Source organism: Paraburkholderia sp. NMBU_R16 (genome assembly GCF_013282575.1).
Lineage (GTDB): Bacteria > Pseudomonadota > Gammaproteobacteria > Burkholderiales > Burkholderiaceae > Trinickia.
Window position 1 is genome coordinate 1 of the sequence record NZ_JAAAYE010000001.1, and the last position, 23,286, is coordinate 23,286.

Sequence of the window (23,286 nt, forward strand, 5' to 3'; positions counted from 1 at the left end):
GTGGTGCCGCCGCGATCGGGCGCGGTACGCAGTTGCGAAACCGGCCCGCCAACGCAGCGCGATCGCCATCTGGAGGCGATCGCCGCACAGGGACGACTGGCCTGGCAAAAGGCAACCGGTTACGGCCAGCGGGCGCTGGTGGAAACGACGATGGGGCGATACAAGGCACTGATCGGCCCGCGTCTGCGCACGCGTCATCCCGATGCGCAGCAGACCGAAACATCGATCGGTGTGGCGGTGCTCAACCGCATGCTGGCCGCCGCACGCCCGAACTCCGTGCGCTGTAAGGTTCATGCCGCATCACCTGTGGGGAAAGGGGCGCATTGCACACTGCTCCGCCTCCATGCACCAACGCCCATTGCGGACTGTCGCGATTGGCGCGCACTCGATGGAAGGAAGCGGCGAGCATCGCCGGATACCGTCGCGCACGGCGATAGCCCGACGATGAATCGCGCATCATGGTTGGCCTCGCCCGCCGCATGGACCCATTCGATCCCTGCCGCTGGCACCCCTCGGAGCTTGTGGTGTACAAGCCGGTCTATCTTGTTATTCATTTAGTTATACATATTACAATTTGTAACACCTCGCCAATATATCAAAACAAAACACGCTCCATCTCAAAAATGTCAGACGTTTGTCGTGTCGGCGCCACAGCGAGCTGTGCCCCTCATTCGGCCGGCCGGCGCGGGCCACGCGCGTGCGAAAGCGCCGCGACTCGTATATGCTTCAGACACAGGCCGTATGCCGTCTCGCCGCTGCTGCGCCGGTTCGGCCAGGCCGTTGCCCCGTTTCGTCGGGTGTTCCGATCCTCGGCGAAGCGAAGGCATCACCCTCTTCAATGTTGCCAAGTCGGGTATCATCGTGAGAGTCCGAGGCCCTTTGGTCAGGTGGGAACGTCATCAGCCCGCGAGGTGTCTTCGCGCTGATTGCGCCCCTGCCGACGGCCGCTGCGGCAAGCTTGCGTTTCGCCGCTTCCTGTCCGTCTTCACGGTCTTGTCCAGCCGTTCCGTTCGACGTCACAACGCTACCGCCGCACGCGCATCCATCGCCGTGCACACCGACGAAGTCGCTTCGCTGCTGCCGTAGCGTCCCTCACCTTCCGTTCATCCATGTCATCTGCCGGCGTGTTTTTCGCGCGCACGGCATGGCGTCGCTCGCCCCGCGCACGATCGAGTCATATGCGGACCGTGTCGGGCACGCGCGCGCCCGCGACGCGGCGAGAAACGCCTGGCTCTTGATGACGCGCGGCGCCGCGCGCTGACGACAGTCCGCTTTTTATCGATTGCTGCGTCAACAGCGTACCGGGCCGCTATGGTCGCCGTTCATCGCGATACCGGGCGAGCCGCGCTTTTTCGGCGGGCGGGGATTGCCCGCAACATAACCAGAGAACGATCATGCATGACATCGACGAATTCCTGAAAAAGCATCACATCACCGAAATCGAAGCGATCATCCCGGACATGGCGGGCGTCGCGCGCGGCAAGATCATCCCGCGAAGCAAGTTCGAGTCCGGCGAAGCGATGCGGCTGCCGCAGGCCGTCATGATCCAGACGGTGACGGGCGACTATCCCGACGGCAGCGCCCTCACCGGCGTCACTGACCCGGACATGGTCTGCGTCCCCGACCCGTCGACGATCCGCATCATCCCCTGGGCGGTCGATCCAACGGCCCAGGTCATTCACGACTGCGTGCACTTCGACGGCACGCCCGTCGAAATCTCGCCGCGGCGCGTGCTGCGCCGCGTGCTCGAGCGCTATGCGGCAAAAGGCTGGAAGCCCGTCGTCGCACCGGAGCTCGAGTTCTATCTCGTCGACATGAACAAGGACCCGGACTTGCCGCTTCGCCCGCCCATCGGCCGCACGGGCCGCGCGGAGACGGGCCGGCAGGCCTACTCGATCGATGCCGTCAACGAGTTCGATCCGCTGTTCGAAGACATCTACGAGTATTGCGACGTCCAGGAGCTCGAGATCGATACGCTGATTCATGAAGTCGGCGCGGCGCAGATGGAAATCAATTTTTTGCACGGCGATCCGCTGAATCTCGCGGATCGCGTCTTTCTGTTCAAGCGAACGGTGCGCGAGACGGCCTTGCGACACCAGATGTACGCGACGTTCATGGCGAAACCGATGGAAGGCGAGCCGGGCTCGGCCATGCATGTGCACCAAAGCATCGTCGACGAAGCGAGCGGAGACAATCTGTTCACGACCCGCGAAGGCGAGCCGGCCCCGTTCTTCTACAGCTATCTGGCCGGTCTGCAGAAATACACGCCGGCGCTGATGCCGATCTTCGCGCCGTACATCAATTCGTACCGGCGTCTTTCGCGCTTCATGGCCGCGCCGATCAATGTGCATTGGGGCTACGACAACCGCACGGTCGGCTTTCGCATCCCGCACTCCCGACCCGCCGCGCGCCGCATCGAAAACCGCATCCCGGGCGTCGATTGCAACCCCTATCTCGCCATCGCGGCGACATTGGCCGCGGGCTATCTCGGCATGACGCAAAACCTCACGCCGAGCGAGTCGCTCTCGAGCGACGGCTATCGGATGCCTTATCAACTGCCGCGCAATCTGGAAGACGGGCTGACGCTGATGGGTGCCTGCGAGCCGCTTGCGGAAATTCTCGGGGAGCCGTTCGTGCAAGCCTACCTCGCACTGAAGGAAACCGAATACGACGCGTTTTTCAGGGTCATCAGTTCCTGGGAGCGCAAACATCTGCTGCTGCATGTCTAAGCGCAACGGAGGCGTTATGAACTTCGAATCAGAACCATCCGCGGACATCGACCTGCAAGCGAAAAAGGCTCACCCGCCGGCACGCAGTACCGCCGAATACCGCGAGCTCGATGCCGCGCATCACCTTCATCCGTTCTCGGACATGGGCACGCTCAACCGCCTGGGCAGCCGAGTCATCGTGAAGGCGCAGGGCGTTCATCTGTGGGATTCGGACGGCAACCGCATCATCGACGGCATGGCGGGCCTCTGGTGTGTGAACGTCGGCTACGGGCGGCGCGAGTTGGCCGAGGCCGCGTATCGGCAGATGCGCGAGCTGCCGTACTACAACACCTTCTTCAAGACGACGCATCCCCCCGTCATCGAACTTTCGGCCCTGCTCGCCGAATTGACGCCGCCGCCCTTCACGCACTTCTTCTATTGCAATAGCGGTTCCGAAGGCAACGATACGGTCCTGCGCACGGTCTACCGCTATTGGGCGACCCTAGGCCGTCCGAGCAAGAAATACGTGATCTCGCGCGCGAACAGCTACCACGGCTCGACGCTTGCCGGCGCGACGCTCGGCGGGATGGATTACATGCATGAGCAGATGCCGTCGAAAGTCGAGCACATCGTCCATATCGATCAGCCCTACTACTTCGGCGAAGCACAAGCCGATACCCCACCCGAGGCGTTCGGCCTCGCGCGTGCGCGGCAGCTCGAAGCGAAGATCCTCGAGCTTGGCGCCGAAAACGTCGCGGCCTTCATCGGCGAGCCGTTCCAGGGCGCGGGCGGCGTCATTTTCCCACCGTCGAGCTACTGGCCCGAAATCCAGCGGATCTGCCGAAAATACGACGTGCTGCTCGTGGCCGACGAGGTCATCGGCGGGTTCGGTCGCACCGGCGAGTGGTTCGCGCATCAGTACTTCGGCTTCGAGCCCGACCTGATGACACTCGCCAAAGGGCTCACGAGCGGTTATGTCCCGATGGGCGCGGTGGCGTTGACCGAGCGCATCGCCCAACCGATCATCGAGAACGGCGAGTTCAATCACGGGCTCACCTATTCCGGCCATCCCGTGGCTGCCGCTGTGGCGCTCGCCAACCTCGAGCTTTTACGCGACGAAGAAATCGTCACGCGCGTCAAAACCGATACGGGGCCCTATTTCCAGGCGTGCCTGCGCGAAGCGTTCGCCGGACATCCGATCGTCGGTGAGATTGCCGGCGCCGGCCTCGTCGCAGGATTGCAACTGGCCGAGAATCCCGCCGCACGCCGGCGCTTCGCGCAGGGCGGCGAAACGGGCGCGCTGTGCCGGGATCTGAGCTTCGGCAGCAACCTCATCATGCGGGCCTCCGGCGACCGCATGCTGCTCTCGCCTCCGCTCGTCATCTCGCGCAGCGAGATCGACGAGCTCGTCTCGAAGGCCCGGCACGCAATCGACGCCACCGCGCGGGAGCTCGGCCTCGCCTGAGCGCACCGCGGGGCGGCACGAGCCACCCGGGGCGAAGCCGCTCAGGGCGTCAGCGCGTCTGCGCCCCGCCACGCGTGTATGGCGACGAGTTTCGCCGCGCGCCGCGCCGCGTCCCACCAGATCAAGCGAAGGAGCGGCGCATGCTGCGCGATGAATATCGCCTGCACCGGGTCGCTCTCGATGAAGTGCGTGCAGGCCAATTCGAGCGCCGCTTCGGCGGGCCAGCCAGTCCACGATCTGTTCGTACGTGAGCGGTAATACCGGCTTGTCCATGACGAAGCGCGCAGGTCCATGACTGAAATATGCCGACAGTCTAGCGCAGCGCCGTAGCACAGACGGAAGCCGGCCCGCTACCGCTTTTCGGTTTCGTGCACCGGTGGGCGCTCGACGAACGCGCCGTATTCGCGTTCGAGATACGGTGCCGCGTGCTCCAGCAGGAAACGCCTGAAGAGCACGCAAGTCGGCGAAAGCTGCTTCGTGCGCATATGCACGATCTGCCACGTCCGCTCGATGGGCGTGCCGTTCACATCGAGCAAGGCGAGTTCGCCCGAGCGCAGCTCCAGCTGCAGCGTATGAAGCGAAATGAGGCTCACCCCCATGCCCGCGATCACGGCCTGTTTGATCGTTTCGTTGCTGCCGAGCGTGATGATCTTGGCCGGCGAAAAAAGGTGCTGCCGAAACATCTCCTCGGCCGCCATGCGCGTGCCGGAACCGGGCTCTCGCAGCAGGAACTTCTCGCCACGCAGCTCCTGCAGATCGAACCGCCTGGCGGCGACGAGCGGATGGTCGACGGGCGCGATCATGACCTGGGGGTGGAATGCGAGCGGCTCGACGGTCGTATCGAGCTCGGCCGGCGGGCGGCCCATCAGCGCGAGATCGATGGCGTTGTCCTGCAGCATCCGCAACAGCGATTCGCGGTTGCCGACCGAGAAATGCACATCGACCTTCGGGTACTGTCGCGAATAGAGCGCGAGCAGCTTGGGCGCGAAGTAGGTCGCGGAGCTGACGATGCCCACCGCGATCGATCCGCTGTCGGCCAGTTGCAGCGACATCATGGCATCTTCGGCATCCTTGATCTCGCCAAGGATACGGCTCGCATGATGCGTCAGACGTTCGCCCGCTTCGGTCAGTGTCAGCCGGCGCGCGACCCGCTCGAAAAGCGCGAGCCCGATCGCGTCTTCGAGCTGCCGAATCTGCATCGAGATCGCTGGCTGCGTCAAATGCAGTTCCTCGGCGGCGCGAGCGAAGCTCGCGTGACGGCTCGCGACGATGAAGATTTGCAGCTGACGCAGCGTCAGCGAGCGAATGAAGTTCACGTTTGACTGCTTCGTCGAAATGCAACGCTCGCCGCGGCGCAAGCGAACTCGCACCGCGCCCGCCCAACCCGCATCAGCGGCTTGCGCGGGGAGCGTCGCCGGGCTTGGCGGGAGGCGGAGCGCCGGGCCGCGGCAGCTTGCTCACCGCGGCCTGAAAGCTGAGCGTTTCTGTTTTCACAGGGTGAGCGAAATCGTCGTTCGGGCCCGGCACTTCGGTGCGGATCAACGCGATCTGTCCGGGCAGCCCGTCGGCCAGCTCGAACGTATAGCGTTTCCCGGTATACCGCGCAAAGCGCTCGGCGTTGGGATCGTGCAAGTAAGGCTGGATGACGATCTGCCGCACAGCGACTGTCTTGCCGCCGATATGCTCCGTCGCCGATACGATCTTCGGTCCCTCGGCCAGCGCAAGGCGCACACGCTTTTGGAAATAACGCCGCTGCCCGCCCGTCAACGCCTCCATCTCCGCGATATCGCGTTCGAGGAAATAGATGACGACAGGATTGCAGGGCAGCCCGCTCGTCGGCAACGGGTGCTCGCCGCCGTGATCGGACACCTTGGCATCGCCCTTCGCATTGCCCTTGCTCGCGACGAGCACGCGCACGACATCGGCAGGCTCGGCCTTCTCTCCGACCGCCACCATCGCATAGTCGAGTTCCGTCTGGGCCGGCACCTCATGCAGATGGTCGATCTCGAAGATCAAATGTTCGGCCGCGGTAATCGCGGCTGACGGCTGAGGCTCGGCCGAACTCGCTTCTGCCGCCGCGAAGGCACCGGCGCACGCGAGCGCCATGCCGCCCGCCGAGGCGAGCGCGATGACCACACGCATACGCGCCCTCATTGCGAGCCGCCCGCGCTGGACGATTGCGTCGCCTCCACAGGCTTGAGCAGCGGCACGTTATAGCCCGACAGAATTCGATCGATCTTGCCTTGATTCGCCGAAATCCACTGATCGACCTTGTCGTGCCAAGCCTTTTCGCCGTAGCGGACACCCATCGAAATCTCGTAGTCGAAATGGATGCCCTTTTGTGGCGGGAACGGCACGATTCTCACTTTGTCACCCGATTGCTTGGCGAAGTAGCCGGCAATCGGGCCCCAGACGAATGCAACGTCGATGTTGCCCGATGCCAGATCGTGCTCGATCATCTCGCCCGGGTACGCTTGCGGATCGCCGCTTTGAACCTGATAGGACATCGCCTGGTCGATCAAGCCGTGAGCGAGCAGCCAGTCGACTGCCGGCGTTTGCGTGAAGATGCCGAAGCGCAGCTTATGCAGCTCGTCGGCGGGCAGCTTGAGCAGATCGTCCGGGGTTTGGACCGATGCAAACTCAGGCTTGTTCGGCACCACCATCGCGTAGGTGGAATGCAGATACGGGTGCGTCGTCGACGTCAGCTCGTACCCCTTCGGCACACCGATGATGAGATCGCATTTGAAGCGATCGCTATCGGCGACTTTTTCGCGCAGCGTATGCCGCACGAATCCCATGCGCTGCGGGAAATAGGTGTACTCGACCTTGTAGCCGAAATCGTGCGCCATCTCCGAGGCGATCTTGTTCTCGTAGCCCTCGCCCTTGTCGTTGGATAACGGCATGTTGTGAGGATCGGCGCAAACTCTGAGCACGCCATCCGCGCCGTCGTTGTTGGGCAGCGCGGGGCCGTCCGCACGCACGGCGGCGCTCGCGAGCGCCGCGCAGCACAGCGCGGCGGCCGAAAGTACGATATGCACGGACGTTGATTTGCTATGACGCATCCGGTGTCTCCGGGAAGTGACGGCGCGAGCGTTACTTGCTGTCGATGGGACTCAGATCGCCGGGCTGGATCTTTCCGTCCGAGCGCCCTTTCAGATAGGCGTACAGGTCCTGCCAATGGTCCTGCATTCTTTTGCTCGCGCTGAAATCGGGCATGCCCTTGGCAAGACGGCCACCGAAGACAGTCCGCTTGAATTCGTCCTTGTCGATGACTTTGAGCCCGTCGATGAGAGAGGGCCCGACGAGCCCCTGCTGCTGCGGCCCGTGGCAACGCTGACAATCGAGCGCACGCCATGTCTTCCAACCCTGCAGCGTATTCTCGTCGACCTTGTTGCCGTCCACGACCTTATACGTCACCTGCTGCGCCTGCGCCGGCTGGTTCTGAGCATAGACGACGGGCAATGCGATGGCGGCGGCGGTGAGTGTCGTCAACAACAAGATGGAACGGCCTTTCATACAACGTCTCCTTCGATATAGTGATGCCCCGGTACGCTGCGTTGGCGTGCCGTCGTGGCGGGCGAGTGAAAATGTCGATACTGCACTCTCGATGCTTGAAACCGCCGCGCGCCCGTCGCCCGCTCCTGAAGCCGATCGGTGACGCGCGGCGTATACCGCTACAACCTACTGCTACAACACGGTACTAGGACTCAACTCTTTTCGCTGCCGGGCAGCGCGAACACGAACAGCGTGCCGCCGAGCGCCGTGTACTTGGCCAGTTCGCGATAACCGCCCACGGCACCGAGACCTTCCGTCGACTTCTTCAGACCCGCGGCGAGCCCGATGCCGGCCCATCCGCCGATACCCGAGTAGACTCCGACGTACTGCTTGCCGTTGTACTCGTAGGTGAAGACGTTGCCGATGATGCCCGAGGGCGTCTTGAACTTCCAAAGCTCCTTGCCCGTCTTGATGTCCACTGCCTTCAGGTAGCCTTCGAGCGTGCCGTAGAACACGATGTTGCCGGCCGTAGCCAATGCGCCGGACCACACCGAGAACTTCTCGGGCTTGGACCAGACGATCTTGCCCTTGGACGCATCCCACGCGATGAAGTTGCCCATCGCCTTGTCGACCGTCTTGCCGGCGTTCGCGGCACCCACGCCCGGGTCGTTCGGGCCCGGATACATCGACAGCGTCGCACCGACATACGGCTGACCGGCCGTGTAATCGACTTCGAACGGCTCATAGTCCATGCACACGTGGTTCGTCGGTACGAGGAAGAGGCTCGTCTTTGGATCGAAGGAAGCCGGCTGTTCGTCCTTCGAGCCAAGCGCCGACGGGCAGATGTTTTTCACGTTGTGGTCGGGACCCGCAGCCTGCGTCGAGTAGGCAGCGTTACGAATCGGCAAGCCGCTCTTCATATCGATACGATCGGCCCAGTTGACGGCCGGGTCGTACTTTTGCGCGACCAGCAACTGGCCCGTTTCCCGGTTCAGCGTATAGGCGAAACCGTTGCGGTCGAAGTGGACGATCGCGGGCGTCTTCTTGCCATTGATCATGAGGTCCGACAGGATCATTTCATTGACGCCGTCGTAGTCCCACTCGTCGTGCGGGGTCATCTGATAGACCCACTTCGCCATGCCGGTGTTCAGGTCACGCGCAAAGATGGTCATCGACCACTTGTTGTCGCCGGGGCGCTGCGTCGGGTTCCAGGTGCCCGGGTTGCCCGACCCGTAGTAGACGAGGTTCAGCTTGGGATCCCACGCATACCAGCCCCAGGTGGTGCCGCCGCCGATCTTCCATTGATCGCCCTTCCACGTCTTGATCGAAGAGTCCTTGCCAACGGGCATCATTTTGCCGTCGGTATAGGTCATCGTTTTGTCGGGGTCGAGCAGGATCTCGTTGTCGGGGCCCGTGCTGTACGCCGTCCAGGCCGGCTTGCCCGTCTTGATGTCGTACGCGATGACGCGCCCGCGCACGCCGAACTCGCCGCCCGAGATGCCCGTCAGCACCTTGTCGCCGAAGACATGCGGCGCGTTGGTGTTGGTTTCGCCCTTCTTGGGATCGCCATTCTTCACCGTCCAGACGACATCGCCTGTTTTCGCGTTGAGCGCGACGAGCGTCGTATCGGCCTGCTGGAGGAAGATCTTGCCGTCGCCATAAGCCAGGCCGCGATTCACGGTGTCGCAACACATCACCGATACGACCTGATCTTCCTGCTTCGGCTGATACTGCCAAAGAAACGTTTGGTCCTTGAGGCTGATCGCCGTCACGTTGTTCGGAAACGGCGTATGGATATACATCGTGTCGCCGATCACGAGCGGCGAGCCCTCATGGCCGCGCAACACGCCCGTCGACATCGTCCATACCACCTGCAGGTTCTTGACGTTGCCGGCGTTGATTTGATTGAGTGTGCTGTAACGGTGATTGTCGTACCCGCCCGACTGGGAAGCCCAGTTCGCGGAGTTCTTGATTGCCGAGTCAAGCTCTGAATCCGCGTTCGCTGCGAGTGTGGTAAAGCCCGCCGATGCGAGAATCGCGAGCCCAAGAACCGTGGTGCGTAAGTTCATGTCTCCTCCAGAATTGTCTTGCAGTTCAACTCACGAATGACCCACGCTACTCATCGCATCGGGCGCGCCCTCTCGAATGCGGGTAACGATCCAACGCTTGTGTCCCGCTTCGGCGGCGGGCTTCATGGCGTATCGCGCTCCAACGCATAATCCATGCCGATGCGCGTCGCAGCACGCATAGCCGGCGCACCGGAGGTCGTCCGGATGCCCACCGCGTGGCCCTCGGCCGCAAGCGGGCACGCGCGCGCGGATGGGTGCCGAGAGCCGCCCGCATGGGATACAGGGGCATCCACCCGCAACGATTCGTGCGGCACGCTGCACGGGGAGCGAGACATACTGTGTCAAAACCGCGATAGCGCAGCCGCTGTCGGCGCAATGTCGTTCGCCTTTCGGCGGGATGGGGGTTTTCCTTTAGCCGACGGCCGCTTTCGCGCTTTATGCTGATCGAGTTCCCGTTGTGTTTCCGCGGTGTTTCTCTGCTGTTTCTATAGTCGGGATCGAACGGTCTTTTTCCGCATGGAGGCAACGACCATGAGCCAACCCGAACACGTCTACTCCGACGACGAGATCCACGCGCGTCTCGCCGGTCCGCTCGAGCACTGGTATCTCGAAGACGGCTGGCTGCGGCGCAAGTACAAGACCGAGAGTTGGAAAGGCACGCTGATGGTCGTCATGACGATCGGTCACTTGGCCGAGGCCGCATGGCATCACCCGGATCTCACGGTTTCCTATGCGTTCGTGATCGTCAAGCTGAAGACGCACAGCGCGAAGGGCATCACCGACAAGGATTTCGCGCTCGCGCGCAAGATCGAGGAGGTCGTGCAATGGCAACCCGGCCGAGAAGGCGGGCCGCTCGAAGGCACACCATCCGACGATCAGCGCTTTCGGTACATCAAATACGACGCGCACAAAGACGCGGCACAAAGCTGAATGCCCCTGACGCGCACGCCGCGCAATCCGTGACAGTGTGCGTCTTGGCCGGCACAAACCGCTGAGCGGGCTGCGGATTGCGTGCTGTCACGCCTAAAGCGGCAGTGCTACCGCTCCGCGCGTCAGCGCGCTCGATCGGGCATGGTACGTCTCGTGCTTGGCAACGTCTCGCGCATGTGGCGCTGGCTCGAGCCGGCGCTTTCACCGGACTGCCACGCCAACACGAGGACCACGCGATGCCGCTTCATTTTCGCCGCACGTCGGCGCCCAGCACGGTGACCGTCGACGCCCCGGCCCGGCTTCATCTCGGCTTTCTCGATCCGAGCGGATCGCTCGGTCGTGTGTTCGGCAGTCTCGGGCTCGTGATCGACGGGGCCGGCACCGAGCTCGAAGCGCGTCTGGCGGAAACGGATTCCATCGCCGGCACGATGACCGACAGCGAACGCGCGCGCATCGGCTGGTGTCTCGAACGCCTGCATGCGGCATACGGCCCGGCGCCCGTCGCGTTCAACGTCCTGCGCACACCGCGAGCGCATAGCGGCCTGGGCTCGGGCACCCAGCTCGCGCTGACGATCGGCACGGCCTACGCGCGGCTCACCGGGCTCGCGACCACCACCGCCGAGCTCGCCCGCTTGCTCGGCCGGGGAGGGCGCTCCGGCATCGGCATCCTCGGTTTCGATTCGGGCGGCCTGCTCCTCGACGGCGGCGCGCCGCGCGATCGCCGTGGCGCTGGCGTGCCGCCTCTCGTCGCGCGCCAGCACTTTCCCGATGCGTGGCGCGTCATGCTCGTCACGGACACCTCGCGCGAAGGTCTTTCCGGCGAAGCGGAACGGCGCGGACTCGCGGCGCTTGCGCCGTTTCCGCAGCAGTTGGCAGCTCACCTTTGCCACCTCGTGCTGATGCGGATTCTGCCGGGGGCAGCCGATGGCGATTTCGATGCCTTCGCGCACGGCATCACCGAAATGCAGCAGATCATCGGCGAGTACTTCGCGCCGGTGCAAGGCGGCGTATTCGCCAGCCCCGATGTCGAAGCCGCGTTGCGCGCGGCGGCGGCCGGGCGGCCCGCCGGCATCGGCCAGACCTCGTGGGGCCCGACGGGGTTTGCCCTGTTGCCAAGCGCGCTCGAAGCCGATGCGGCGCTCCTCGCGGCGCGCGCCGCGGTTCGCGACAAGCCCCATATCGAATGCGCGGTGTGCGCCGCGCGCAATCGCGGCGCGGTGATCCGCGTTTCGGGTGCGCTTGACGCGCACGTCGACGCCGCATGAGCCCCCGAGCATTCGGCGCCGCTGCATCCCCTGCCGCCCCAACCACACGACCTGCGAGTTGTTGCCATGTCAGAAGCCACTGAAAGGCCTTACATCCTCCATATGCTCACGGCCACGCCGCAGATGAGCCCGTTCGACGTCAACATGGCGGCCGACGCCGGCTACCAGGTGATCGTGCCGTATTGCGGGGTCGACGCAAGCATGGTCACCAACCTCACGCAGGACGCCATTTTTTCGCGGGGACCGAAAGGCGTGTCGCGTACGGGTATTTTCATCGGCGGACGCGACGTGATGCTCGCGGCGGATATGCTCGAGATCGCGCGCAAGGCCATGGTGCCGCCGTTCGAGGTTTCGGTATTCGCCGACCCGAGCGGCTCGTACACGACCGCCGCGGCGCTCGTCGCGCTCGTCGAGCGCCATCTGAAGCGCGCGCATGGTATGGAACTCGGCGGCAAGCGCGTGTTGATTCTCGGCGGTACGGGCGCCGTCGGCCGCGTCGCGGCCGCGATGGCGGCCTCGCTGGGCGCGGACGTGACCATCGCCAGCCACGGCTCGCTCGCGCGCGCGAGGCAGGTCAGCGATGAGGTCAACCAACGCTTCGGCATTACGACGACGGCCGTCAGCACCGCCGGCGAAGACGATTTGCATGCCGCGCTCGCCGATACCGAGATCCTGATGGCCACCGCGACGGCCGGCATCCAGGTGGCCAGTGCCACGAACCTCGCGCATGCGAGGCGTCTGCTCGTCGCGGCCGACGTCAACGCCGTGCCGCCCGAAGGCATCGCCGGCGTCAACGTCATGAACGACGGCAAACCCATCGGGCCGTCCGGCGATGCGGGCCCCGTCGGCATCGGCGCGCTTGCGATCGGCAACGTCAAATACCAGGTCGAGCACCGGCTTTTCGTTCAGATGCGCACGAGCAGCAAGCCCGTCTATCTGGGCTTTCCGCAAGCCTTCGACGAGGCGCGCGCCGTCGCCGCAGGTCTCGGTTGACCGGCAGGCCATGCCCGCATCGAGGCCGTCGCCGCCCGTGCCGCCCATGACACAGCTCCCGCCTTCGCGCAGCGCACCGTTCATTGCGGTCGCGGGGCTGTCGGCACGCATGCTCGCCCAGTCCGCGTATCGCGCGAGGCTGCGCGCAGCCGCGCTCGACATCTTCGGCGATCGCGATACACGCGCGGCCTCCGCGCTATGGTTCGATGTCGCGGGCGACGGGCTTTCGATCGATCGCGATCGCCTCGTCGATGCGCTGCGCTGCATCGCCCGGCTGCCTCGCGTGGCAGGCTGGATTGCGGGCAGCGGGACCGAACCTTTCGTCGACGAACTCGAAGGGCTTGCGGGACTGCCCGCGCTCATCGGCAACGGTCCCGAGGCGCGCCGCGCCGTGCGCGAGCCCCGCCGGTTTTTCGCGTTGCTCGACTCGCTTGGCGTGCCCCACCCGGCCGTCTCGTTCGTGCGCCCTGACGGCCCGGCCGCCGACTGGCTCGTCAAACGGGCCGACGGCTGCGGCGGCACACATATCGCACCTGCCGGAGAAGCAGGCGCCGTTGCGCCGCCGGCCAGCTACTTCCAGCGCAGGACGCGGGGCAAACCCTGCTCGGCGCTGTTCGTCGCCGCACGTGGCAAGGCCTCGGTGCTCGGATTTGCCGAAGAATGGAACGTCTCTATCGACGGATTCCCGTTCGTGCATACGGGCGCGATCGGGCCAGTCGAGTTGCCGCCCCGTCTGCGCTCCCAGCTGCGCGAGGCCATCGGCGAAATCTGCAGCCACACGGGCCTCGTCGGCATCAACAGCTGCGATTTTCTGCTCGACGACGATGGGTTCTCGCTGCTCGAAATCAATGCACGACCGTCGGCGACGATGTCGCTCTACGAAGCCGTCTGGGCGCACTACTGGCCCCTGGGCTTGCTGGAGTGCCACCTCGCGGCCTGCCTGCATGGGCGATTGCCGTCCGCACCGCCCGGCCCCGCCGGCCAGTGCGCGGGTCAGCAGGTCTTGTTCGCCCCCCATGCGCTCGTCGCATCGCAAGCATTAAGCGATGCCAGTCTCGCCGATCCCGGTTGCCGCGATATCCCCATGCCCGGTACGCAGATCGCGGCCGGGCAGCCGCTTTGCACGGTCGTCGCCCGCGCGCCGACGCGCCAGGCTGTCATGCACGCGCTCGACCAGGCGCGCGCACGCGTTCTCGACCGAATCGAACTACCTTCCCGCGAGTTCCACCATGTCCTCACCGCATCCGAAGCCTGAGCGCGAAGCCCCCCTCAGCGTCAACGCGCTCAGCGAGCGCCATGTCGCAGCGTTGCTCGACAACGCCAGACAACTTGGCGTCGCCCTGACGCGGACCGATGCCGGTACCGTACTCGCCGACGCGGGCGTACACGCGCCGGGCGGCATCGAGGCCGGGCTGCTCGTCGCGCGCATCTGCATGGGCGGGCTCGGCACGGTCGGCCTGCGGGCCAGCTTCGAAGCGGCCCCGCTTTGGCCCACGTCGATCGAAGTCCATACGTCCTCGCCCGTACTGGCCTGCCTGGCCAGCCAGTATGCGGGCTGGAGTCTCGCGGCCACGAAAGAGCAGACGGGCGGCAAGAAATTCTTCTCGCTCGGCTCCGGTCCCGCACGAGCGCTCGCTGGCAAGGAGCCGCTGTTCGGCGAGCTCGGCTACCGCGACGCGCACACGCGCGGCGCGCTCGTGCTCGAAGTCGATCGTCTACCGCCGCAAATCATCATCGACAAAGTGCTCGGCGACTGCGGCCTCGCGCCCGATGCGCTGACGATCGTCGTCACGCCGACGCACTCGTTGGCCGGCACCGTGCAGGTCGTGGCACGTGTCGTCGAAGTCGCGCTGCACAAAACGCATGTCCTCGGCGTGGCGCTCGACGAAGTCGTGGAAGGTTCGGGCTGCGCGCCGTTGCCGCCCCCCTCGCCCGATGGCATCGAGGCCATGGGACGCACCAACGACGCCATTCTCTACGGCGGCCGCGTGCATCTGACGGTGCGCCACGACGCCGTGGCGAAAAAGCTCGCCGTCGAGTTGCCCAGTGCGAACTCGCGCGATTACGGGCGAGCGTTCGCCGAGATATTCACGTCGTTCAACTACGACTTTTATCAGATCGATCCCGCGCTGTTCGCACCGGCGGAAGTATGGGTCAGCAGTCTGGAAAGCGGCGCGACCTGGCACGGAGGCGGGGTCAACGCTTCGCTCTTGCATCGCCAGTGGAACGGCGCGCTCGATGACAGCCTCCCGGATGGAACATGAGCTCACCCGATTCCTCTTTGCACGCAATGCGCGGCACACCGGCGGCAACGGGCCTGCGCATCGCGATCATGACCGACGAGACCGGTTGGCACACCGGCCGTCTCAAGAAAGCCTTCCGCGCGCGCGGCGTCGAGGCCCGCTGCGTCGATCTCGCCGATTGCCGCATCGATACGACCTGGCAGCCGCACGGCCTCGCGATACCGGGGTTCGGACACGGTTTGCCCGATGCGGTCTTCGTGCGCGGGATCGCGGGCGGCACGTTCGAGCAGGTGACGCTGCGGCTCGGCGTCCTGCATGCGCTGCGCGAGTTGGGCGTGCCCGTCTACAACGATGCTCGCGCGATCGAACGCAGCGTCGACAAATCGATGACGAGCTTTTTGCTACATCGCCACGGCGTGCCGACACCGCCGACATGGGCCAGCGAATCGACCGCTTTCGCGCAGCGTCTGCTGATGCGGGAAACCGCCGCGGGGCGCGCGCTCGTCATCAAGCCGTTGTTCGGCTCGCAAGGGCACGGACTGCAGCGGCTCGGCCCCGTGCGCGGCCTACGGCCGGCCGGGCGCAAGGCGAGCGGCACCTCGGCCGCGGGTGCGACGTTGCCGCGGCTCGCGCCGTATCGGCACGTCGCCTATCTTCAGCGGTACGTGGAAGGCGGCAGCCCCGGTTTCGATTGGCGCGTGCTCGTGATCGGTTCGCGCGCCGTGGCGGCGATGCGCCGCGTGGGCGGCAACGGCTGGATTCACAACTTCGCGCAAGGTGCCCGCTGCGAGCCGGCCGAGCTCGACGAGGCACTCGTCCGGACCGCGGTAAGCGCAAGCGCCGCACTGGGGCTCGACTACGGCGGCGTGGATCTGATGCCGAATCCCGACGACGCCAACCGCCCGCTCGTGCTCGAAGTCAATGGCGTCGCGGCCTGGCGCGGACTGCAATCGGTCACGTCCGTCGATATCGCCGGAGCGCTCGCCGACGATCTGCTCGAACGCAAGCTCGGCCTGACACAAAGCACAGCGGCCGCCGATGGCTCGCGCGTGATCGACTTGCCCAAACGCCATGCGTGAACAGGCGCCCCGCCGCACGGCCCCTCTCGCCGCGCCCGATGCGTTTTTGGCGGCCTGCCGGCTCGATGTCGAGGTCGCCAAACCAGGCAACGTCAGCGAGCAAAGCGCGGGGCACGGCATGGTGGCCGCGCAGTTCGTCTTAAGCGCTCGCGCGGCGGCTGCGCCGCTTTTCACGCCCGGCGCGCCTGTGGGCACCCGCCTGATCGAAGCGGTCCGCGTCACACGCGCGGCCGTCGACTGCAACACGAATCTGGGTATCGTGCTGCTCGTCGCGCCGCTGGCCGCCGCACTCGACGGCTTCGATGCTCCGCCCGACGCGCGCGATTGGCACGCGGCCACCGAGCGGGTGCTTCAGGCACTCGATATCGACGATGCACGCGCCGCGTTTCGAGCCATCGCGCTCGCCAATCCTGGCGGGCTCGGCGACGCACCCGAGCAATCGGTCCATGCGCCGCCCACCGTGGGGCTGCGCGCGGCCATGGCGCTCGCGGCCGCGCGCGACAGCATCGCGCGCCAGTACGACAACGGCTTCGCCGATGTCTTTGCCTGCTGCGCGGCAATCGCGCCGCAGGTTCGTGAAGGACAACTCGAAACCGCCACGCTGGAAGCCTTTTTTTCGTTCCTCGGCGGCTGGCCCGATTCGCACATTATGCGCAAGCACGGCGCCGCGCTGGCGCAGAGTGTCACGGACACGGCGCGCGAGGTGCATGCGCGATGGCGCGATCTCGTGACGAATCGCGCGCCGCTCGCGGCCGCAGCCGTGCTGGCCCGGTGGGACGCCGAACTGAAGGCGCGCGGACTGAACCCCGGTACGAGCGCGGACCTGACGGTCGCGACGCTGTTCGTCGCCCTCGCCGCCGCGCACGCCTGAGCCGCTCGTCGTGCCTGCGCCGTACTCGTACGCAGCTACTGGCATGAAACCTGTTAGGTACAGCCACCGTGCATCGGTAGTCCACCGCGCGCCCAGCATGCGCCCTCGCGTGAACGGCGCGCCGCACGTATCGCCTGAGGGCGCCAATCAGAAAGTTGATGTCCATCCATCGGAGGAACAGCATGGCCAAGATTAATCGCGTCCTGGTAGGGGAATCGCTCGTCGGGGACGGCAATGAGGTCGCGCATATCGACTTGATCATGGGGCCGCGCGGCTCCGCCGCCGAAACCGCGTTTTGCACCGCACTGACGAACAACAAGGACGGTTTCACCTCGCTTTTGGCCGTCGTCGCGCCGAACCTCGCGACGAAGCCGAACACGGTGTTGTTCAACAAGGTCACGATCAAGGGCGCCAAGCAGGCCGTTCAGATGTTCGGCCCGGCTCAGCATGCGGTCGCGATGGCGGTGGCCGATTCGGTCGAAGACGGCACGATTCCGAAAGACGAAGCGGACGACATCTTCATCTGCGTCGGGGTCTTCATTCACTGGGAAGCCAACGACGATCAGAAGATCCACGACTACAACTACAAGGCGACGCGCGAGTCCATCCAGCGCGCCGTGGCGGGCACGCCGAGCGCGGCGTCCGTCGTCGAGCAAAAAGGCAAGGTCCATCACCCGTTCTCGCCGAGCTGACAGGCTGAGCAACCCTGCCGCGCGAGGCGTCCGGCCGCGCGCGGCAGCGTCGTCGACGCCGCACGCGAATGGGCGTATCGTTGACTTGCCCCACCCCGGGACGATCGAATCAGAGGCGACCAATATGTTCAACAGTGCTCGCATGATGCTTGCCTGCGGCGCCCTCGCGTCAGCGTTCGCCGGCCAGGCATGGGCTGCCGGTGACGGGGCTCGCGCCGCCGCCGGCGCGGCTCGCACAGGCTACGACTATCCAACGCAAGGTCGCGTCGAATATGTGCTGACCTGCCTCGACGAGAACGGCCACGATTTCGCGAACGTCTATAAATGCTCGTGCGTCATCGACAAAATGGCGGCCGTCCTACCCTACGACGAATTCGTGGGCGAGCAGACGTTTGCCCGCTATGCCACGCTCGGCGGACAAGGCGGAGCGGAATTTCGCGTCGACCATGCCAAGGACGAATCGAAGTCCTTTCGGACATTGAAAGCGAACGCCTATCAGGCCTGCGGTCTGACGGGCGCCCTTACGGCCAGGAAATAGGGCGCGCGCAACCGGGCGGGCCGCGGGAACGCCACTCAGCGGCGGTAGCGCTGGGTCGGCAGTTCGTTCAATTCGGCTGGCTCGGAACCAAGCCGGCCCCGAGCGATGCCCAGGCGAAGGCGGCGTTGCCCGCGGCGGGGCGTCGGCGCTCGATGACCACGCCCACGGCTTGAACGTCGTCGAACTTCGCCGGCTTGGCGATCGCCACACGAACCCAATGCGCGCCGAAGTCGCGAATCAGGCACTGCGCCACCTTCTCGGCCAAGGCCTCGAGCAGCTTCACGCCGTGCGTCGCCAGTAGGTCGTGAAGCGCCGCGCGCACCGCCGCGTAATTGATCGTGTCTTCTATGCGGTCGGTCACACAGGCCTTCAGCGATGGCACGCCGATCGTCAGATTCATGCGGACGGCTTGCGGCAAATGCAACTCGCTCGTATCGATGCCAATCACCGTCTCGCCGACGAAGTCTTCGATGAAAACGATATCAAGCGCGGGGGCCGCCTGCCGCTCGGACGGCATGCCGGCTTCCGGGCCCGCTGGCAAAGCGGTGGAACTCAAACGGGTGGCATCGATTCGATCCATGGTGCGCTCCGCCGCGCGACGGCAAATGACTAGACGAATGGGGGACAGCAAGCGCTCGTGCGTAACAAGCTATACCGGCTTTGCGACAACGGCGCGCCGTTGGGGGCGTCGAAACCGCATCCGCTCAGTAAAGCAAGAAGCACGCTAGGGGATACCCACATAATGCGACTTCTTGTTGAACGCGCGCGCCATCGAGGGTAAAGTTTTTCGAACGCTGGAATACTTATTCCAGCGCATGAGCCGTCGCGCACCCGGGCATCAGAATCCGCGGCGCAAAGGGGACAACGTTAAATGAGAGCGGCACTTGCGAACGCGGCTGAAAACGCCGCGCGAGGTGTGCGCCGTGGAGACAACCCCATGTCATTGCCCGCTGACAGCAGCTCGCACGTTCGTGAAGTGCTGAATGTCGTCAACCACCATCTGCCGTCCCGGCCGATGAGCGAGCCCGTCGCTCAATCGTGGGCTCGCTGCGTCAACGAGTTCAAGCTGGATCCGGGCCGCTTCGTCACGCCTGCGGTGCTGACCGATTACGAGCTCGCCGCGCGCCGCGAGGCCGTCGGCGATTTGATCGCGTGCGCCAAACTCGAGATGACGACGCTCTATCAGCAACTGGCGGATCCGGAGCTCGCCGTCGTACTCGTCGATGCCGATGGCGTCATCGTGCATCAGGTGTCATCGGTCCCATTCGCCGAAGCTGTCGCCGCAGACGGCTTCAGAATCGGCGCGCTTTGGAACGAGCGCGAGGCCGGCACCAACGGGATGGGCACCTGCATTGCCGAGCGCGACTGTATCGCCGTGTGCCAGCACGAACACTTCTATACACGCTATACGTCGCTCACTTGCACGGCCGCCCCGATCTTCGACGATCGCGGTGAAATAGCCGGGGTGCTCGACGTGACGAGCCGCTCGAAACTCTTGCAGCAGCATTCGCTCGTACTGGTCGGCATGTCGCGCCAGATGATCGAAAACCGGCTGCTGAGCGCGCGTTTTCGTCATGTGAACATGATTCAGTTTCATAGCCGGCCGGAATTCGTCGGCACGCTGCATGGGGGAAAGCTTGCCGTCGATGACGAGGGTACGGTCCTCGCCGCCAATCGCAGCGCGGCGTTTCAGCTGGGCTGCCGCTCGCTCGACGAGTTGCGCGGCAAGCGCATCGACGAAGCGTTCAACGCGTCGCTCGAAGATATGATCGCGCGCAGCATCCGCGGCTCGTTTCATCCGATCACCGTCTACAGCGCAAGCGGCACGAATCGCTTTTTCCTCGTCGCACAAACGCCTCAAACGACGCTCACGCGCGCAACGAGCATTGTCTCGGCAGAACCGGCCGCTCGCCGCCCAGTGCGGGAGGTGGGCCCGGCGCCGAGCCGGCTGGACAAGATCTCACATCTCGAATTCGGCGACCCGCGCATGGCCTCGCAGATCCAGCTCGCCGCACGCGTGATCCAGCGCAAGATTCCGATCGTCGTGCGCGGGCAGACCGGTACCGGCAAGGAAGTCTTTGCGCAAGCGCTCCATAGCATCAGCCCGCTCGCCAATGGTCCCTTCGTGCCGGTGAACTGTGCGTCGTTGCCCGAGAATCTGATCGAGAGCGAGCTTTTCGGCTATCGCGCCGGCGCGTTTACCGGCGCGCAGCGCGAAGGGCGCCGAGGCAAGATCGTGCAAGCCAACGGCGGCACACTGTTCCTCGATGAAATTGGCGATATGCCGCTCGCGTTGCAGGCGCGTTTGCTGCGTGTCATCGAAGAGCACGAGGTGACGCCGCTCGGTGCCGAAACGACGGTGAAGGTCGAATTCCAGTTGATCAGCGCGAGCCACCGCAATTTGCTCGAGCTGGTGCAAGGCGGACAATTCCGCGAAGACCTCTACTATCGGCTCAAAGGCATCGAAATCAACCTGCCTTCGCTGGCCGAACGGGCCGACAAACTGGCGCTGATCCATCACCTGCTCGAATCCGAAACCGACGACCCGCCGGAGCTCACGACCGAGGCACAGCGTGCGCTGCTCGGCTATGGCTGGCCTGGCAATATCCGGCAGTTGCGTCACGTGTTGCAAATGGCCATCGCGTTATCGGACGGTCAGGCGATCCAGTGCGCGCATCTGCCGGCCGAGGTTCTGCAAGGCCAGACGGCGAGCGTACTGCCGGCCGCGCCCTTGGCGCAGGCATCGCGTGCGGCAGAAGCACCCGGGTTGCCCCATCTTGCCGAGGATGCCGATATCTCGTCGCTCAACGCCATTCAGATCAAGGAGCGCGAAACGGTGCTCTCGATGCTCGACGAGCATCGCTGGAACGTCAGCAACGTGGCGAAGGCGCTCGGCATCAGCCGCAATACGCTCTATCGCAAGATGCACCGCCTTCATATTCGCCTCTCGCACGACGGCGCCCCGATTCCACTCGACGCATGACCCAAACGAGCGCCCGTCACCTCACTCAATTCAAACAGGATGCCCGATTCGCGTGGTGCGTGACCGGCTCGGGCCACATGCTCGTAGAGTCGCTCGGGCTTGCGCTGCAGTTGCCGCGCACCGATCTGTTCCTGTCGCGGGCTGCCGAGGAAGTACTGCCGCTCTACGGCTGGCCGCTCGAACGCCTGCGCGAACACTTTCGCGTGCTGCGCGACAACAGTGCGAGCGGCGTGCCCGTCGGCATGCTGTATCACGGCATGTACCATACGGTGATCATCGCGCCGGCCACGAGCAACACCGTCGCCAAATGCGCATTCGGGATCTCCGACACACTACCCACCAACATGTACGCGCAAGCCGGCAAACAGTGCATTTCGAGCATCGTCTATGCGTGCGATACGGAGCCGACTGTCGTCACGCAAAGCCCTGACGAATGGGTCGAGCTGCGACCGCGTGCGATCGAGCTTGAAAACGTCGAGCGCTTGAAGCGCTTCGAGTACACGACGCTCGTCACTTCACCCGACGAATTGAGAACGGCACTCGACGGCCGGCTCGCCGCGCTCGATCTCGCATGGACCACATCCTCTTCCTGACTGGCCGCCTCGCCGAGCCCAGCTTGCGGCGCGTGTTGGACGGCATGGCACCCACGCCTTTCACCTGGGAGGTGCGCGAGCTCGGGCTACAGGTCGCCGCGCTCATGACGGCCGACATGATCCGGCGGCGACTGCCCTCGCCTGTCCCCGCGGCACGCGTGATCGTGCCGGGCCGCTGCCGCGGCGATCTGCAGGCGCTGTCGGAACACTATGGCATTCCGGTCGAGCGCGGCCCCGAAGAAGTCAAAGACTTGCCCCAGTTTTTTGGACGCGAGGCGCGGCCCGTCGATCTGTCGCGCTACGACACCGAAATCTTTGCGGAAATCGTCGATGCACCGCGGCTCGACATCGACGGTATCGTCGCTCGGGCGCGCGAGTATGCGGCGCAAGGCGCCGATGTGATCGATGTCGGCTGCCTGCCCGAAACCGCGTTTCCTCACCTGGAAGAGGCGGTGCTTGCGTTGAAACGCGAAGGATTTCGCGTCAGCGTCGATTCCATGCGCACCGAAGAGCTCTTGCGCGGGGGGCGCGCGGGCGCCGATTATCTGATGAGCTTGAACGTCGATACGCTATGGGTTGCAGATGAAGTCGCATCGACGCCCATTCTCGTCGCGCGCGAACCCGGCGATACCGCATCGCTCGATGCGGCCATCGATGCCATGCGCGCTCGCGGGCGCGCGTTCCTCGCGGATCCGATTCTCGATCCGATTCCGTTCGGCTTGGCTACGTCGATCGCGCGTTACGTCGGCTTGCGGGAGCGTTATCCCGATGTCTCGATCATGATGGGCGTCGGCAATGTGACCGAGTTGACGGAGGCCGATACGAGCGGAATCAATGCGGTGTTGCTCGGCATGGCCGCCGAGCTGCATGTATCGGCGATCCTGACGACCTCGGTCAGCCGGCATGCGCGGCGGGCGGTGCGCGAAGCCGATGTCGCGCGGCGTGTCATGCATGCGGCGCGCGAGGCGCAGGTATTGCCGAAGGGTCTGGGCGGTGAGCTCGCGACCGTTCACGAAAAGCATCCTTTTCCTTATGGCGCGGCCGAAATCGACGAGTTCGCGCGTGGTGTGCGCGATCCGAACTTCCGGGTGCAGGTGGCCGAGGACGGACTGCATGTTTATAACCGTGCCGGTCATTGGCGCGGTGTCGATCCGTTCGCGCTGTATCCCGAACTCGAATTCGGTACGGATGCGGGGCATGCGTTTTATATGGGCGTGCAGCTTGCGCGCGCGGAGATCGCGTGGCAGTTGGGCAAGCGGTTCAACCAGGACGAGGCACTCGATTGGGGCTGCGCCGTGGACCGGGCCGAGGAGGATCTCGGTGCGTGGTGTGCGCCTGGGGCGACGATGAAGAAGTGAGGTT

22 protein-coding genes and 1 pseudogene are annotated in these 23,286 nt (G+C 64.7%); 16 read left to right on the forward strand and 7 right to left on the reverse strand.

Features of this window, described 5'->3' with window-relative positions; all coding sequences use genetic code 11:
* From GWC77_RS29435 to GWC77_RS00010, 4 genes and pseudogenes are all read left to right on the forward strand, one after another.
* A pseudogene (locus GWC77_RS29435) lies at window positions 1-288 on the forward strand (IS5/IS1182 family transposase); the annotation flags it as partial.
* A 573-nt stretch (window positions 289-861) separates the two neighbouring features.
* Window positions 862-1,086 (forward strand): hypothetical protein, encoded by a 225-nt coding sequence (locus GWC77_RS29440; protein ID WP_367948976.1) that lies wholly within the window; start codon window positions 862-864, stop codon window positions 1,084-1,086.
* Between the two features lie 308 nt (window positions 1,087-1,394).
* Window positions 1,395-2,729 (forward strand): glutamine synthetase family protein, encoded by a 1,335-nt coding sequence (locus GWC77_RS00005; protein WP_173254620.1) that lies wholly within the window; start codon window positions 1,395-1,397, stop codon window positions 2,727-2,729.
* 16 nt (window positions 2,730-2,745) lie between these two features.
* A complete protein-coding gene (locus tag GWC77_RS00010) occupies window positions 2,746-4,173 on the forward strand; it encodes an aspartate aminotransferase family protein (RefSeq protein ID WP_173254622.1) in 1,428 nt (475 codons plus the stop codon).
* Between the two features lie 41 nt (window positions 4,174-4,214).
* Here the strand turns inward: GWC77_RS00010 and GWC77_RS00015 are convergent, their stop codons facing one another.
* From GWC77_RS00015 to GWC77_RS00040, 6 genes are all read right to left on the reverse strand, one after another.
* Window positions 4,215-4,466: a hypothetical protein gene (locus GWC77_RS00015; protein WP_173254614.1), complete on the reverse strand. Its 252-nt coding sequence runs from the start codon at window positions 4,464-4,466 to the stop codon at window positions 4,215-4,217.
* A 57-nt stretch (window positions 4,467-4,523) separates the two neighbouring features.
* The gene (locus tag GWC77_RS00020) at window positions 4,524-5,489 is read right to left on the reverse strand and encodes a LysR family transcriptional regulator (RefSeq protein ID WP_173254624.1); all 966 of its coding nucleotides are present in this window, start codon (window positions 5,487-5,489) and stop codon (window positions 4,524-4,526) included.
* A gap of 73 nt (window positions 5,490-5,562) precedes the next feature.
* Window positions 5,563-6,315, reverse strand: coding sequence for a hypothetical protein (locus GWC77_RS00025; RefSeq protein WP_254366668.1), 753 nt, complete (start codon window positions 6,313-6,315; stop codon window positions 5,563-5,565).
* 8 nt (window positions 6,316-6,323) lie between these two features.
* The gene (locus GWC77_RS00030; protein ID WP_173254628.1) at window positions 6,324-7,235 is read right to left on the reverse strand and encodes a substrate-binding domain-containing protein; all 912 of its coding nucleotides are present in this window, start codon (window positions 7,233-7,235) and stop codon (window positions 6,324-6,326) included.
* 31 nt (window positions 7,236-7,266) lie between these two features.
* Complete coding sequence (locus GWC77_RS00035) at window positions 7,267-7,689, reverse strand: cytochrome c (RefSeq protein ID WP_173254630.1); 423 nt, start codon at window positions 7,687-7,689, stop codon at window positions 7,267-7,269.
* A gap of 191 nt (window positions 7,690-7,880) precedes the next feature.
* Window positions 7,881-9,737 (reverse strand): methanol/ethanol family PQQ-dependent dehydrogenase, encoded by a 1,857-nt coding sequence (locus GWC77_RS00040; protein ID WP_173254632.1) that lies wholly within the window; start codon window positions 9,735-9,737, stop codon window positions 7,881-7,883.
* Window positions 9,738-10,268: 531 nt separating this feature from the next.
* Here GWC77_RS00040 and GWC77_RS00045 point away from each other — a divergent pair.
* From GWC77_RS00045 to GWC77_RS00085, 9 genes are all read left to right on the forward strand, one after another.
* Window positions 10,269-10,667: a 4a-hydroxytetrahydrobiopterin dehydratase gene (locus GWC77_RS00045; protein WP_173254634.1), complete on the forward strand. Its 399-nt coding sequence runs from the start codon at window positions 10,269-10,271 to the stop codon at window positions 10,665-10,667.
* A gap of 236 nt (window positions 10,668-10,903) precedes the next feature.
* Entirely contained in the window at window positions 10,904-11,932 is a 1,029-nt protein-coding gene (locus GWC77_RS00050) for a beta-ribofuranosylaminobenzene 5'-phosphate synthase family protein (RefSeq protein ID WP_173254635.1), read from the forward strand.
* 66 nt (window positions 11,933-11,998) lie between these two features.
* Window positions 11,999-12,925, forward strand: coding sequence for an NAD(P)-dependent methylenetetrahydromethanopterin dehydrogenase (locus GWC77_RS00055; RefSeq protein WP_173254636.1), 927 nt, complete (start codon window positions 11,999-12,001; stop codon window positions 12,923-12,925).
* A gap of 46 nt (window positions 12,926-12,971) precedes the next feature.
* Entirely contained in the window at window positions 12,972-14,180 is a 1,209-nt protein-coding gene (locus GWC77_RS00060; protein ID WP_173254637.1) for an ATP-grasp domain-containing protein, read from the forward strand.
* Window positions 14,155-15,189, forward strand: a complete 1,035-nt coding sequence (gene mch / locus GWC77_RS00065; protein WP_173254639.1) for a methenyltetrahydromethanopterin cyclohydrolase — start codon at window positions 14,155-14,157, stop codon at window positions 15,187-15,189. Before GWC77_RS00060 ends, mch begins: the two co-directional genes overlap by 26 nt.
* Window positions 15,186-16,247, forward strand: a complete 1,062-nt coding sequence (locus tag GWC77_RS00070) for a RimK family alpha-L-glutamate ligase (protein WP_254366670.1) — start codon at window positions 15,186-15,188, stop codon at window positions 16,245-16,247. Before mch ends, GWC77_RS00070 begins: the two co-directional genes overlap by 4 nt.
* Window positions 16,240-17,118, forward strand: a complete 879-nt coding sequence (locus tag GWC77_RS00075) for a triphosphoribosyl-dephospho-CoA synthase (protein WP_173254641.1) — start codon at window positions 16,240-16,242, stop codon at window positions 17,116-17,118. The genes GWC77_RS00070 and GWC77_RS00075 overlap by 8 nt, the downstream gene beginning before the upstream one ends.
* A 182-nt stretch (window positions 17,119-17,300) precedes the next feature.
* Entirely contained in the window at window positions 17,301-17,810 is a 510-nt protein-coding gene (gene fae, locus GWC77_RS00080; RefSeq protein WP_173254643.1) for a formaldehyde-activating enzyme, read from the forward strand.
* A 124-nt stretch (window positions 17,811-17,934) separates the two neighbouring features.
* On the forward strand, window positions 17,935-18,348 hold the full coding sequence (locus GWC77_RS00085) for a hypothetical protein (RefSeq protein ID WP_254366673.1): 414 nt from the start codon (window positions 17,935-17,937) through the stop codon (window positions 18,346-18,348).
* 67 nt (window positions 18,349-18,415) lie between these two features.
* On the opposite strand, the gene GWC77_RS00090 is transcribed toward GWC77_RS00085, so the two are convergent.
* Window positions 18,416-18,928: a dihydroneopterin aldolase gene (locus GWC77_RS00090; protein WP_173254645.1), complete on the reverse strand. Its 513-nt coding sequence runs from the start codon at window positions 18,926-18,928 to the stop codon at window positions 18,416-18,418.
* Window positions 18,929-19,285: 357 nt separating this feature from the next.
* On the opposite strand from GWC77_RS00090, the gene GWC77_RS00095 reads away from it, so the two are divergent.
* The 3 genes from GWC77_RS00095 to GWC77_RS00105 are packed head-to-tail and all read left to right on the forward strand — an operon-like array spanning window position 19,286 to window position 23,282.
* Window positions 19,286-21,331, forward strand: a complete 2,046-nt coding sequence (locus GWC77_RS00095) for a sigma-54-dependent Fis family transcriptional regulator (protein WP_173254647.1) — start codon at window positions 19,286-19,288, stop codon at window positions 21,329-21,331.
* Window positions 21,328-21,924: a flavoprotein gene (locus GWC77_RS00100; protein ID WP_173254649.1), complete on the forward strand. Its 597-nt coding sequence runs from the start codon at window positions 21,328-21,330 to the stop codon at window positions 21,922-21,924. The genes GWC77_RS00095 and GWC77_RS00100 overlap by 4 nt, the downstream gene beginning before the upstream one ends.
* Window positions 21,903-23,282 (forward strand): DUF6513 domain-containing protein, encoded by a 1,380-nt coding sequence (locus GWC77_RS00105; RefSeq protein WP_173254651.1) that lies wholly within the window; start codon window positions 21,903-21,905, stop codon window positions 23,280-23,282. Before GWC77_RS00100 ends, GWC77_RS00105 begins: the two co-directional genes overlap by 22 nt.
* Window positions 23,283-23,286 lie beyond the last annotated feature (4 nt).